Origin of the sequence: Rhodococcus sp. NBC_00294 (genome assembly GCF_036163995.1) — a bacterium.
Lineage (GTDB): Bacteria > Actinomycetota > Actinomycetes > Mycobacteriales > Mycobacteriaceae > Rhodococcoides.
On the sequence record NZ_CP108043.1, the window covers coordinates 3,628,838 to 3,641,953 of the forward strand.

Consider the following 13,116-nt stretch of genomic DNA (forward strand, 5'->3'; position numbering starts at 1 on the left):
CACTCCGCCGTCTCGCCTGCCGCAGCGAACACCCGCCCGCGGCGATAGGGTCGGACGTGTGAACACTCCCCCCGTACCGGCCGACTCGGAGAACGCACTCGTCGATCCCGAGACCGATCCCACCGGAGCCGCGGAGGCGGCCGCCGCCGCCCTGGCCCGGATCACCGGCATCGCCGAGCATCCCGTGGCAGTGGTCCTCGGATCCGGGTGGCAGAAGGCCGCGGAGCAGTTCGGCACACCCCAGCACATCGTTCCCATGTCCTCGCTGCCCGGCTTCGCCGCACCCAAGGCGCTGGGCCACTCCAACGCCATGTGGTCCGTGGACGTCGAGGGCACACAGGTCCTGATCCTGCTCGGGCGCACCCACGCGTACGAGGGACATCATCTCGGCCGCGTGGTCCATCCCGTCCGCACGGCGGCCGCCGCCGGCGCTCGCACCATCGTCCTGACCAACGCGGCGGGCGGCATCCGTGAGGGCATGGCCGTCGGTGATCCCGTGCTGATCTCAGACCACCTCAACCTGACGGCGCGGTCACCGCTGATCGGCGCCCAGTTCGTCGATCTGGTCGACGCGTACTCGGCGGACCTGCGCGAGGTGGCCCGAGGAATCGACCCGAGCCTGACCGACGGGGTCTACGCCGGACTGCCCGGCCCGCACTACGAGACGCCCGCCGAGATCCGCATGCTCCGCACGCTGGGCTCCGACCTCGTCGGCATGTCCACGGTGCACGAGACCATCGCGGCTCGAGGTGCGGGTGCCCGTGTCCTCGGTATCTCGCTGGTGACCAACCTCGCGGCCGGGATGACCGGAGAGCATCTGGACGGCGACGAGGTGATCGCCGCCGGCGCCGCCTCGGCCGAGCGGATGGGAACTCTGCTGCGACGGCTGGTCCCGCAACTGTGACAGAACTCGACGCCGTCGTCCGGCAGTGGATCGAGGACGATCCGGACCCCGCGACGCAGGCGGAACTGCGCGATCTCGACGCGAGTGATCTGGCCTCGCGGTTCGCCGGTGCGCTCACGTTCGGCACCGCGGGTCTGCGCGGACCCGTGCAGGCCGGGCCCGGTGGCATGAATGTCGCCGTCGTCACGAGGGCCACACACGGTGTGGCGCAGTATCTCTCGCGTCATCACGCGGCCGGCTCCGAGGTGGTGGTGGGCCGGGACGCCCGGCACGGCTCCGCGGAGTTCGCCGTCGCCGCGGCCGAGGTCCTGGCCGCGGCGGGCTTCCGCGTCACCCTGCTCCCGGACCCGGCGCCGACCCCGGTGCTCGCATTCGCCACGAGGTCACGCGGCGCCGTCGCCGGCATTCAGATCACCGCTTCGCACAATCCCGCGGCAGACAACGGCTACAAGGTCTACCTCGACGGCGGCGCCCAGTTGGTGTCGCCCGCCGACCGGGAGATCGAGGAGTTCATCCGGCAGGCGCCGGGTGCGTCCTCGATCGCACGCACCGCCGTCACGCCCACCGCGGACCCCGTGATCGAGCAGTACCTCGACCGGGTGGCACAGCGCGTTCCCGAGCGGCCGTCGCACTCCACCCTCCGTGTGGCACTCACTCCGATGCACGGGGTCGGCGGGCCCGTGGCCGTGGAGGCGTTGCGCCGCAGCGGTGTCACCGACGTCCACATCGTGACGTCGCAGTTCGACGCCGACCCGGACTTTCCCACCGTCACCTTTCCCAACCCCGAGGAGCCGGGCGCGGCGGACCAGGTGCTGGCGCTCGCCGCCGAGGTCGACGCGGCACTGGCCATCGCTCTGGACCCGGACGCGGACCGGTGCGCGATCGGCGTGCGCGGGCCGAACGGTGTCCGCATGCTCACCGGCGACGAGACGGGAGCGGTGATCGCGGACCACATCCTGCGGTCGGCGCCGCCGGGATCACTCGTGGCCAGCACCATCGTGTCGTCGAGCCTGCTCTCAGCGCTCGCGCCGGCCCGCGGCGCCCGCTACCGGCGCACGCTCACCGGCTTCAAGTGGCTCGTGCGCGCCGGCGACGGCCTGGTGTACGCCTACGAGGAGGCGATCGGACACTGCGTCGACCCGGACGCGGTGCGAGACAAGGACGGCATCTCGGCTGCCGTGCTGCTCGCACACATCGCGGCCGACCTGGCCGAGGAGGGACGCACGATTCTCGACGTCCTCGACGATCTCGACCGCGAGTTCGGAGCGCGCGTGGGCACCCAGGTGTCGCGGCGCGTCACCGACCTCTCGGAGATCGGCGACATGATGACGCGCCTGCGTTCCGCCCCACCGACGACGTTGGCGGGTGCGACGGTGACCGTACGCGACCTGAACACCCCCGACGCCGAACTCCGCACCGATGCAGTGGAACTGACCAGCGAACGGTTCCGCGTCATCGTTCGGCCGTCGGGAACCGAACCGAAGCTGAAGGCCTACCTCGAAGTGGTCGAGCCGGTGGCGACGGCGGAGGATCTGGCTCCGGCCAGGACTCGCGCGGCCGACACGCTCGAGTCCCTGGCCGACTTCGCCCGCTCGCTCTAGCGAGGACCGAACTGGCGGTCCCCGGCGTCACCGAGGCCCGGCACGATGTATGCGTTCTCGTTCAGCCCCTCGTCGATGCTCGCGGCGACGAGGCGCACGGGCAGTCCCGACGACGCGAGTGCCTGCACTCCCTCGGGGGCCGCCACGACGCAGATGCACGTGACGTCGTCCGCGCCGCGCTGCACCAGCAGCTCGATGGTGTGGACCATCGACCCGCCCGTGGCGAGCATCGGGTCGAGGACGTACACCGGGTAACCGGCCAGGTCGTCGGGTAGCGATTCCATGTACGGCACCGGCTGATGTGTCTTCTCGTCGCGCGCGATGCCGACGAAGCCCATCCGCGACTGCGGGATCAGCGAACTGGCCTTCTCCACCATGCCCAGGCCCGCGCGCAACACCGGCACCAGCAGCGGCGGCGACTTCAGGCGCGTCCCGGTGGTCACCGCGACCGGCGTCGTGACGTCGAACTCGACCACGGGCGCGTCGCGCAGCGCCTCGTAGACCAGCATCTGCGTCAGCTGGCGCAGTGCGGATCGGAACGCGGGGTTGTCCGTCGACTGGTCGCGCATCTGGGTCAGCAGCGCGGACGCGAGGGGGTGGTCGAGTACGCGGGTGTCCATGTCGGGCGTGGTGTTCACCGGGATCACCCTAGTCGGCGATCGGCGCCCACTCCCGGTCGAACGGATCCGCGTGATCGGGGAACCGCGAGCCGCTCCGCACCGTCTGACTTCGAGACGGTGCGAGCACGCGAGTGAACGGTGGACTGCAGTGGCCGAGAGCGGTACGACATTCGACGTCCGAGTGGACGGTCTGCACGACGGTGCCGGTCGTCTGACCGATGCCGCACTCCTCGTGCGGGACGCGTCCACGGTGGCACGGGGTGCAACGGGCTCCGCGGCGACGCTCGGCCTCGTCGGAGCCGACTTCGGAGCCGCGTTCGCCGGTGCCGCGGCGCGCTACGCCGACGGCCTCGGTGCCTTGTCCGACCTGTTCGAGCACCTCGGGGCGTCCGTCCAGTCCGCGGCGCGGTCCTACGGCGACGGCGACACCGCGCTGTCCGACGCGCTCGCCGGCACCGGTGCACCGCGATGATCGATCTGCTGGCCGCGCCCCTCGAGACTCTGATCCGCTCTCTCGGCACCGGCTGTCCGTCCCCCGACACCGATTCCCTCGACTCGGGCATCGCGTCACTGTCCGACGCCTCGCGACAGGTGACCGAGGGAGTCACCGCTCTCACGGACGCGTGGTCCGGACCCGCGTCCGAAGCCGCTCTCGACCTCACCGTGCGCGGCGCCGCCGCTGCCGGGTCGATGATCGAGCACGCCGGCGCGCTGCAGTCACTCGCTGCGGAGGCGCAGGCGAGCGTCGCGCGTGGGGTCGCCGAGCTGCAGACCATCATGGCCGCTTTCCTCACGGGCGCAGCGGCACTCGCGCCCGCGGCCTTCACTCCCCCGGGACAGAGCGCACTCATCGCCCACGCGACGCACCACCTCGACAGTGCTCTCGCCGTCCACGCTCGGGTGCGAGCAGAACTCGATGCCCTGGCCGCCCGCGTCGGTGCACTCGTCGTGCCGGAGGTTCCCGCACTCCCGTCCCTGCCCGCGTCGCCGGACGCGGCTCTCCGCGGGCTGTTCACGCCGACGACTCCGGAGCAGCTGGTCGATCCGGCGTCGCCCGGTACCGACGGGACCGGCACGCTCGTGACGCTTCCCGACGGCAGCACCGCCATGGCGCCCAACGAGCGCGCGGCCGGTGCCGTTCGCTTCGCGCTGGCCCAGCAGGGCACGCCGTACGTGTGGGGCGGCACCACCCCCGGCCAGGGCCTGGACTGCAGCGGGCTCACGCAGAGCGCGTACGGCACCGCCGGAGTGGACCTGCCGCGGCTGGCTGCCGACCAGGCTGTGGGCAGCCCGGTGAGCGCCGAGGACCTGATGCCGGGCGACCTCGCCGTGTGGGACGGTCACGTCGCGATGGTGGTGGGGAACGGTCAGATGGTGGAGGCGGGCGACCCGGTCAGCGTCAGTGCCGTCCGGACGTCGAACGTCGGCATGAGCTTCCACGGCTTCTACCGGCCGACCGCATGACCGGCGGACACGCCACCTCGCGCGCCGGACGCATCCTGGTGCTGCCGTCCGGCGAGATCGTGGACCTGGAGCTCGAACGCAAGGAGCTCGCTTTCGGGGGTTCCGCGGTGGCTGCCGCGGTGCGGATGCTGCACGGGCTCGCGCATCCGGTGGCGCCGGTGCCCACGGCGGGCCCTGCCGACGACGAGCTCGTCGAGATCGACTCGTCCGGTTCGGCACGACGCGTGTCCGCCCTGCTGCACCGGACTCTCGACGACCTGGCCCGCGTGCGCGGTCGCAACGACAGGGACGACGCGCTCGTCCGGGCCGAGGTGGACGCGCACGGACGTCTGGTCGGCCTCACCGTCGAGGACGACGTCCGAGAGATGCGCTGTCATCGGGTCGAGGCGGCGATCGTCCACGCGGTGAACACAGCCGTTCTGGCCGTCGTTCTCGAGCGTGCCGACATCCACGCCGCCCTGCGTCTGGGGCTCGACACGGCGTCCAGTGAGGACGCCCGGCGGCTGGGATAGGCTCGCGGCCATGGCTGGAGACATCGTCCCGATCGAACTCGGTGTGACTGCCGGCGACCTCGTCACCCTGTGGGCGCCCGAGTGGCGTGAGGACGGCGAGGAGTGGGAGGCCTTCCTCGGTCGCGAGGACGATCTCTACGCGTTCCCGTCGGTGGCCGAGATGGCGGCGTTCATCCGCACCGACACCGACAACGACCTCGTCGACCATCCGCAGTGGCGCACCGTCGTCGCGCTCTCCGCAGCGCACATCGAGCCGGACGACGACCACGTCTACGACCTCGTGGGCGTTCCGGAGCTCGCCGCGGGGGATCCGGACGAGGACTCCATCATCGAGCTGGCCCGCTCCCTCGAGATGGCACGCACCCTCGGCGAGGTCTGCGAACTGGATGCCGTCACTCGCTTCTTCTCTGCCAATGCGCTTCTCGGAGTGCTGTCCCGCGGCGCCGACGCCTTCGTCGGGCGTGAGGGCTCGCAGCTCTGGAACCGTATCGGTGCCGTCGTGGCGAAGGGGTGGGACGCCGTCCTCGACGCCATCGACACCGTCCTGACCACTCCCGACGTCGATGCCGAGGCGACCGCCGTGGCCGATGCGGAGATCACGGCCGCAGCCGAGAACATCGTGGACGCAGAGGATCTGGACGACGAGGACATCGACACGGACGACGACACCTCCTCGGACGACTCCGACGTAGTCGTGGTCCCTGTCGACACCGAGGACGAGGACGAGGACGAGGAGGACGAGACCTTCTGGGGCTCGGTGGGTATCGATCCGGTGCGGATCATCACCTCCGAGGACACCTACTACACACTGCGCTGCTACCTCGACGACGAGCCGCTGTTCCTGGGACGTTCGGGCGCGATCTTCGTGTTCGGCAGCGAGCGCGCGCTCGCCCGCTACCTGGCCGACGATCACGACCACGACCTCACGACGGTCAGCACGTACGACGACGTGCGCACCGCGGCCGTTGACGGTTCGCTCGACGTGCAGGTGACCGACGAGAACGTGTACGTGCTGCCCGGGCTCGCCGACGACCTGGCCCGCGGACCGGAATCCGTCGACGCCGATCAGCTCGATCTCGCCGTCGAACTGTTCACCGACGCAGCCGACTACGCCAAGGACGCGTCCGTCGAGGAGGCACTGGCGTCGGCCACTCCCCTCGGCTGGCTCATCTCCTACATCCTCGAGCCGGTGGACGGACGCATGGCCCCGAGCGCCCCGTTCGACGCGGAGGCGGAGTCGTGGCGCGCCCTGGAGCGCGAGTTCGAGACCCGGTTGCGTCCGACCACCTGACGGTCGGCGCGCGGATCAGGCGCGGAGGATCTTCGCCATCGGTCGCCCCTTGGCGAGCTCGTCGACGAGCTTGTCGAGGCGACGGATGTTCTGCATCAGCGGGTCCTCCACCGACTCCACCCGCACCCCACACACCGACCCCGTGATGAGCGGCGCGTTCGGGTTCAGCTGCGCGGCCTCGAAGAAATCGAGGAACGTCGTGTCCGCCGAGAGGTGCTGCGCCAACTCGGCGTCGTCGAAGCCCGTGAGCCAGCGGACGACCTCGTCGAGCTCGTCCTTCGTCCGACCCTTGCGCTCCACCTTGGTGACGTAGTGCGGGTAGACGGACGAGACGGGGGTGGTGAAGATGCGGTGCACGAGTGGGAGTGTATTCGGCTCGTCGGCCACGTGGTGCGATCCCATCGACTGACCGGTTCGACCCGAGCGCACTCACCTGCTTCACATCACCATTCATGATCGAACCGTCGGGTACGTTCCAGGAATGGCGCCGACATGGGAGCAGTTGCGAGGTTCCAACTACGGGACGATGGGCCGGTCCGTTCGAGGAGTCGTCCACCGACCGGACGGATCGTCGCAACTCGTGCGCCATGCACCTGAGTCCAGCTGGCGTTACGAGAATGAACTCGGCGAGCCCACGTACGTGGAAAATGCGACCGATCGGTGGTCACGCGATCAAGACGCGGTGATGGTTCATACCGTCAAGCACCCCGGAACCGTGTACGTCGTCATGGGTCTCGGCTCGCCGTCGCTGCTACTTCGCGCGTACGACCTCTTCCCTCCGAACCCCACGCCCGGCTATCACGACCAGCTGTTCGGCGAGCCGAGCACACCGCGGGCAGCCCGAGTGCGGGGCCGCGACGGTTGGGAAGTGAGCGGTCAGGACAGCCAGATGAACCTGACCGTGACGTACGTCTTCGATGCGGAACTCGGCGTCGCCATTCGATGGCAGCGCGGCGACGAGTGGATGGAACTGACCGACCCTCACCTTGACGATGCTTTTGATCGAGAGCTGTTCACGTGGTCCGGACCGTCACGACCGTTCGAGGAAGCCGTATCGCGGGCGCAGCGCGAATACGACGAACGCCAACGTGCGCTGGCCTTGATCCCGCAGGCAGTCCCAACGTGGCTTCCGTTGACGTCGAATGTGCATCCACAGTCCGGCGATGCCCGTACAGGCGAGCTGAGCCTGGACATCAGCGGTCACGCCCCCCAATTCACGCTGCGGCGGTGGGTGACATCGATCGGTGAGCCGGCTCTGGCGTGGCCGAACGACAACACGCCGGAACGCTACCGGCGGACCATCGGCGACTGGACGTACGAGATCCGCAGCTACAACGACTTCTCGGAAACCGACTGCGCTCGCATCATCGAGTCCATCGTTCCGGTCGCTCCACCCGATCGCGATTCAGCAGACATCCTGGCCGAGCTCGCCGACGAGGAGTCCGACCGACGCGAGGCGGAGGTGTCCGAAAGTCTCGGGACCGGGCGCGTGATCACCGACCGTCTCGGCGGCGAGTCTCTCCTCATCCGAACGGATTTCACCGACGACGCACGATGGCGCGACGTCGCGGTAGCGGCGATGGCGCCTGTACCGAGCGGCGGCGAAGGGGAGTTCGCGGCGTACCTCACCTGCATCGACAACCGACAGTACGACGGTCTGACCGTCGACGGACTGATCGACATCATCGGGGATGAACCTGTTCAGTACGCCTTCCTTGCCGATTCGGTCACCCTGGGGGACTCCGAGATGCCCATAGTGGTCGCACACACCGGTCCCGATCGACCCGAAAGTCCGCGCGGCAGAACGTTTCGCGTCATTCCCACGGAGATGTGGGGCGTGGAGAACAATCTGTCGATCTCCAACATGGACTTCGAGTCCTTCGCCGACAGCGTCGACGAGGACGGCGTGTTCCGCGGGTTTCCCCAGCCTCCCCAGCCCGTCGAACAGGTGACCACACGTGACGTCGCGCAGTGGATCGCCGACGACCTCACCACGGACCCACTCCGTGACTTCCACGCCGAGATTTCCGGGTGGAAATACCGCTACCCCGTCCAGCTGTTCGACATCGACCTGAGCGAGATGCACGCCCAGTTCCGAGACAGCGAGGTGTCGCCACCGGGCGCACCCTCGGGGTACGAAGAGTTCGTGGCCGCGACAGCCGAAGGCGGCACCGCACTGCGCGGGTCCGTCTGGACACACGACGGGCACTGGACATTTCTCGTGCATCACGACTCTCAGCGCCCGATCGCCGCGTACCGCGTCACGCTCGCTCCCTACGCTCCCCCGCCGCCGCAGGAAGGCGTACAGCAGACCCAGAGATACGAAGTGCCGTTCGTGTGCACCGAGCCGAGATCACCGATCCTCACCGACGAGGACGACCTGGTCGACCGCGATCTCGTACAACGGGCCGTCCTCGCAGAAGCTGCACGGCTGCACCCCGATGCCGACATCACCGGGGGAATGCCGCTGATGAACCGGATCCCTCGCCTCGTCGGCGTACAGATCGGCAGCCACGTCCAGATCGACCGTCAGCCGGTCTTCTACGTAGCCATCGTGACCGATGTCCAGGACGAGTTCCTGATCATCGAGGTGCCACAGGAGGGACTGAGAATTGTCGGACCCGGCGAAGCCTGATTGTGCACCGAGATACCCCGGTGGGTGGTTCGGTCGATCGCCGCATCCCACTGGGACCAGCGGACGGTCCATCTCCCACTGGTCGCCGACCTGACGGCGCCTGACGATCCACCGTCAGCACAAGCTTCACCCGAAGCCCAAGGTGTTGCGGTGACGTCTCTGCGTACGCGGGGCGCCGGTCCTATGCCTCACGACTTCGAGGTGCCCGCGCTCGTGCGCCTGCTGTTCCCTCAGAAGCGGGACGGTGAACGAGATCTATCAATGAGTCGAACGCAGTGGATCATCAGCTTGCGGGGAAACTGACACCGACTCGTTGCGGAGTCTAAAACAACCAGGTCAGAGGCAGTCTCGACGGTTGCCACAGCGGTCATCCGCGCGTCGTATACGCGTAGTACAGGCCGTCCCTCCAGCGCAGAAAAACTGATGGCCCAGCGCCATCTCGTGGGGTGAAGATGTCGTACCAGAGTGGCCACATGTGGTGGTCAGCGATCCACGCCACGGTCGGCGGCAGGCTCGTGGCGGCTGGCGAGGACGATACCAACGCGTACCCAGTGCCCGCGATGTAGAGCTTGGGCGGTGGATCGATGAACCAGGTCACTGTCCCGTAAAAGGGATACAGGGCCATGAGCAGGGCAACGACCAGTGCAACGAGCAACATCACGGAAGTAAGTAGCCGGCTGCGCATCCCCTCGCTCATCGCACCTACCTGCTTCCGTCGGATCCACAGCCACCGTGCGCACAACTTATCTACTGTTAACGCACCGTCGCTGTCGAAGCACTGTCAGCGCGCTTAGCCTCCGCGGTGTGTTCGACCGACGCCGTCGACCGGCCTCTGCCCCACGGAACCGATCGGACGAAACAGCTCGAATTGGACCATCTAAGTTGTTAGCCTGCGTCTTCGGACGAGCGGAGCCTGTCTTGATTCGAATCCCGATCGCCACCCGCCTGACCCGGTTGGCGGCGCTCCCGGCGTCCGCCTAACCAGATCCACCTCCACCCACAACCTGAGAGACCACTGAATCGGACCGTGGATCCGAGCGCTCACCGATCGACATCGGCCGATTCGAAGTGCGCGTTCGGTGAGATCACGACCAGAAGTCCCGATCTCGAAACGCTCAGGCCACCACGCCAGCCCGACGAAACATCGAGGTTAAACGTCGCTCATCAGGGCGGCGAGGGCGATGCCGGTCAAGGCTTCTTCGATGTCCGGTGTCGCTCCGTACCGCTTCGACCGCGCCACGGCCATCACCATCTCGAGTGTCGCAAGGACGAGAATCTTGGCGATCGCGTCCGGGACGTTCGGGCGTACCCCGCGCAACTCGGACACCCACTCCGAAATTCTTTGTTGTCGACGATGTTCTATGATCTTGCGCTGATCGGGGGGGAGGTGCTGTCGCTCCACCGCATGTACCGCAATGTCGTCCCGGTTCTGCATCGCGAGTGCGACGTACCGCGTCATGAGGGTCTGGAGCCGCTCCTTTCCGACACCGTCGGTGGGGGCGTGCACGGAGTCGAACTTGTCGGCCACACGCTCGAGAATCTCGAACAACAGGTCCGACTTCTTCGGGAACCACAGATAGAAAGACGGGCCCCGGATTCCCAGAGCTTCGCCCAACTCATCCACTCCCACTTGGGAATAGCCGCGTTCGCGGAAGAGTCGAGCTCCGTGCTGCAAGAGTTGTTCGCGCCTAGATTCGAGCTCCGGAACGGGTTCGAACGGCACGGGTGATCTCGGCATCGTCTTCACGAGACCGGGGCCGAGGGTCACTGCCCGTACAACGCTTACGAGGGTGTCGACCAGGCGCACGCGCAACACAGTTCCGTGCACCAGCGGCGTGCAGTTGAGCAACCCCCACGACGCGCGAACACGGAATTCAGCCGCGTCAGCCGTCAGGCCGGGTTCACACGCCACCACCACGTCCACCCAATACTGCACGGTCCGCGACCGGAGTCCGATCAGGTCGTTTCGCAGGTCGCGATTGACCCGTCGTGCCTCCCGATGCCACAGCAGCACTTCCTTGGGGTGGTCCACCGCGACCGTGACCATGCTCGAGATCAGCTCGGCGACGGTGAGATCGGGCGACCTTCCGCGCTCGACTGCGAGCAGGGACGTCGTGAAGCCGGCTATCACGATCTCCCGGATCGGGTAGTCGAGAAGCTCCTGCTTGCTCGAAATGTGCCGGTAGACAGCGCCGGCCGAGACACCGGCGGACTCGCCGATATCGGTGATGGTCACCTGGTCGAATCCCCGCTCGGCGAACAGATCGAGTGCCCCCGACAGGACGGCAGCGCGACGGTCTTTGGGACGAACCGAGGCCGCCTTCGCACCAGCACCCACGTGCGGTCCCCTTCCTCCCCGGTCAGTCTCCGTACACCGACATCGCAATCGCGCCGCCCCGAGTGTGCACTATTGCAGCACGGACGTTCCGGCGCTCACGGGATCGCCGCGGCCACGGTCTCCCGTAAGGTCGTTTTGAGGACCTTTCCTGTGGATGTCATCGGGAGATTCCCGACGATCTGGAGAAACTCGGGCCACTTCTGCGTGGTCACGCCGCGCATCTCAAGGTGCAGACGGAGGTCGTCGAGTGTGAGGTCGTCGCCGTTCCTGGTCACGACGAACGCGTACGCGCGCTCACCGAGGGTGTCGTCGGGCACGGCGATCACCGCGGCGTCGCTGACCGCTGGGTGTGTGAGCAGTTCGGTCTCGACCTCCGCCGCGCTGATCTTGATACCGCCGCGATTGATGATGTCCTTGGTTCGGTCGACGTAGAGCACGAATCCGTCGTCGTCGATGGTGCACAGGTCGTTGCTGTAGAACCATCCGTCCTCGTCGCGAGACTCGCGCGTTCGCTCCGGATCGCCCAGGTATCCCAGGAACACGTGGGCGCCCCATGTCGAGTATTCGCCCAGGTCGCCGCGCGGCAACTCGTGTGATCGGTCCGCGGGATCGACTATGCGACTTCTTAACGGCGAGAAAGTCTTCCCGTCCCGACTCGTGAGGATCGACCAGTCCGCATCGGTGGGGTTCATCGCGTGAAGCGGGGCCTCCGCACCGCCGAACACACGAAGCACAGTGATGCCAAGTTCGTCCCGCGCCCTCTCGACGATGCCGGGAGACACCCGGGCGCCGCCGCTGAGGAAGTACTCGAACGACGTGAGGTCGTACTTGTCGCGATCGGGCACGTCGAGCATCGCAGCGATGAACGGTGTGGCGGACACCGTGAGAACAGCGCGTTCTCGGGCAATGAGTTCGAGGGCGGCGGCGGGGTCCCACCGATCCTGCAAGACGAACGGGGCACCCGCCACCAAAGCGGGGTAGAGGCCGAGGACCAGTCCGGTCACGTGCGATACCGGACTCGGCATCCACAGCGGGGTGTCCGCGCTCATGTGCGTTGCGTCGACCAGGAGTCGCGGTATCACCAGGTCCGTGTTGTGCGTGTGGACCACGCCCTTCGGTTTACCTGTGGTTCCCGACGTGAAGCTGACCTTGGACAGTCCGTCCGGGTCCGGGCGCACGCGGTCGTAGTCGACTTCGTTCAGCGGATCGGCTGTCTTGAGGTCGTTGAACGCAATGGTGTCCGTGCCCGTCGTGGTCCCGACCTCGATGATGTACTCGAGGGACGGAAGTGCTGATCGGACCGATCGTGCCATGCCCACGTGGTCGAAGCCTCGATAGGCGCTCATGGTGACGAATGCCTTTGCCTGGCATCGCCCCAGCATGAACCGCACGTCTTGCTCGCGATAGATCGGCATCAGGGTCACCGCGCGAAGTCCGGCACGCTGGATCGCGAGGTAGACCTGAACGAATTCGGCAATGTTGGGCAGCTGCACAGCAACGAAGTCACCCGACGCGAGCCCGAGCCGAACCAGACCCGCAGCGATGCGGTCCACCGAGTCCGCGAGCTCGAAAAATGTCATTCTGTCCGAACCGGCGACCACTGCGGTCGACGACCCCCGCTCTCGGGCGTGAGTGGCGAGGTAGTCGGTCAGCAAACGGTCCTGCCACAGTCCTTGCTGCTTGAAGCCGGCGATCTGGGTAGGGGAGTACGCGTCGCTCGCGTGAGCGGGGTGTGGGGTTGTCGACATCGG

General features: G+C 67.3%; 12 protein-coding genes. 7 read left to right on the top strand and 5 right to left on the bottom strand.

The annotated features are described in order from the left end of the window. Positions 1-16: 16 nt before the first annotated feature. Positions 17-904, top strand: a complete 888-nt coding sequence (locus OHB23_RS16920) for a purine-nucleoside phosphorylase (RefSeq protein ID WP_442973045.1) — start codon at positions 17-19, stop codon at positions 902-904. Further along, a complete protein-coding gene (locus tag OHB23_RS16925; protein ID WP_328809956.1) occupies positions 901-2,505 on the top strand; it encodes a phospho-sugar mutase in 1,605 nt (534 codons plus the stop codon). The genes OHB23_RS16920 and OHB23_RS16925 overlap by 4 nt, the downstream gene beginning before the upstream one ends. Here the strand turns inward: OHB23_RS16925 and upp are convergent. After that, entirely contained in the window at positions 2,502-3,125 is a 624-nt protein-coding gene (upp, locus tag OHB23_RS16930; RefSeq protein ID WP_027503708.1) for a uracil phosphoribosyltransferase, read from the bottom strand. The genes OHB23_RS16925 and upp overlap by 4 nt on opposite strands. Before the next feature lie 148 nt (positions 3,126-3,273). On the opposite strand from upp, the gene OHB23_RS16935 reads away from it, so the two are divergent. Genes OHB23_RS16935 through OHB23_RS16950 form a run of 4 tightly spaced genes read left to right on the top strand, consistent with a single transcriptional unit; the run spans position 3,274 to position 6,392 of the window. Then, on the top strand, positions 3,274-3,597 hold the full coding sequence (locus OHB23_RS16935) for a hypothetical protein (RefSeq protein ID WP_328809957.1): 324 nt from the start codon (positions 3,274-3,276) through the stop codon (positions 3,595-3,597). Continuing rightward, positions 3,594-4,589, top strand: coding sequence for a C40 family peptidase (locus OHB23_RS16940; protein ID WP_328809958.1), 996 nt, complete (start codon positions 3,594-3,596; stop codon positions 4,587-4,589). Before OHB23_RS16935 ends, OHB23_RS16940 begins: the two co-directional genes overlap by 4 nt. Continuing rightward, complete coding sequence (locus tag OHB23_RS16945; protein ID WP_328809959.1) at positions 4,586-5,101, top strand: hypothetical protein; 516 nt, start codon at positions 4,586-4,588, stop codon at positions 5,099-5,101. The genes OHB23_RS16940 and OHB23_RS16945 overlap by 4 nt, the downstream gene beginning before the upstream one ends. A 10-nt stretch (positions 5,102-5,111) precedes the next feature. Further along, positions 5,112-6,392 carry a primosomal protein gene (locus OHB23_RS16950; protein ID WP_328809960.1) on the top strand — a complete coding sequence of 427 codons (1,281 nt, stop codon included), beginning with the start codon at positions 5,112-5,114 and terminating at the stop codon, positions 6,390-6,392. Positions 6,393-6,407: 15 nt separating this feature from the next. On the opposite strand, the gene OHB23_RS16955 is transcribed toward OHB23_RS16950, so the two are convergent. Beyond that, positions 6,408-6,749 (bottom strand): DUF2200 domain-containing protein, encoded by a 342-nt coding sequence (locus OHB23_RS16955; protein WP_027503713.1) that lies wholly within the window; start codon positions 6,747-6,749, stop codon positions 6,408-6,410. Positions 6,750-7,077: 328 nt separating this feature from the next. On the opposite strand from OHB23_RS16955, the gene OHB23_RS16960 reads away from it, so the two are divergent. Next, positions 7,078-9,027 (top strand): DUF6924 domain-containing protein, encoded by a 1,950-nt coding sequence (locus tag OHB23_RS16960; protein WP_328809961.1) that lies wholly within the window; start codon positions 7,078-7,080, stop codon positions 9,025-9,027. Positions 9,028-9,394: 367 nt separating this feature from the next. Here OHB23_RS16960 and OHB23_RS16965 read toward each other — a convergent pair whose 3' ends face one another. From OHB23_RS16965 to OHB23_RS16975, 3 genes are all read right to left on the bottom strand, one after another. Continuing rightward, positions 9,395-9,724, bottom strand: a complete 330-nt coding sequence (locus OHB23_RS16965; protein ID WP_328809962.1) for a hypothetical protein — start codon at positions 9,722-9,724, stop codon at positions 9,395-9,397. A 453-nt stretch (positions 9,725-10,177) separates the two neighbouring features. Beyond that, complete coding sequence (locus OHB23_RS16970; RefSeq protein ID WP_328809963.1) at positions 10,178-11,365, bottom strand: TetR/AcrR family transcriptional regulator; 1,188 nt, start codon at positions 11,363-11,365, stop codon at positions 10,178-10,180. Positions 11,366-11,460: 95 nt separating this feature from the next. Then, positions 11,461-13,113, bottom strand: a complete 1,653-nt coding sequence (locus OHB23_RS16975; protein WP_328809964.1) for an AMP-binding protein — start codon at positions 13,111-13,113, stop codon at positions 11,461-11,463. Positions 13,114-13,116: the final 3 nt, after the last annotated feature.

Bases quoted from the DNA above. Each gene is read 5' to 3' on its own strand.
- upp (WP_027503708.1), bottom strand. From the start codon at position 3,125: ATGGACACCCGCGTACTCGACCACCCCCTCGCGTCCGCGCTGCTGACC.
- OHB23_RS16940 (WP_328809958.1), top strand. From the start codon at position 3,594: ATGATCGATCTGCTGGCCGCGCCCCTCGAGACTCTGATCCGCTCTCTC.
- OHB23_RS16945 (WP_328809959.1), top strand. From the start codon at position 4,586: ATGACCGGCGGACACGCCACCTCGCGCGCCGGACGCATCCTGGTGCTG.
- OHB23_RS16950 (WP_328809960.1), top strand. From the start codon at position 5,112: ATGGCTGGAGACATCGTCCCGATCGAACTCGGTGTGACTGCCGGCGAC.
- OHB23_RS16960 (WP_328809961.1), top strand. From the start codon at position 7,078: ATGGTTCATACCGTCAAGCACCCCGGAACCGTGTACGTCGTCATGGGT.
- OHB23_RS16965 (WP_328809962.1), bottom strand. From the start codon at position 9,724: ATGAGCGAGGGGATGCGCAGCCGGCTACTTACTTCCGTGATGTTGCTC.
- OHB23_RS16975 (WP_328809964.1), bottom strand. From the start codon at position 13,113: ATGTCGACAACCCCACACCCCGCTCACGCGAGCGACGCGTACTCCCCT.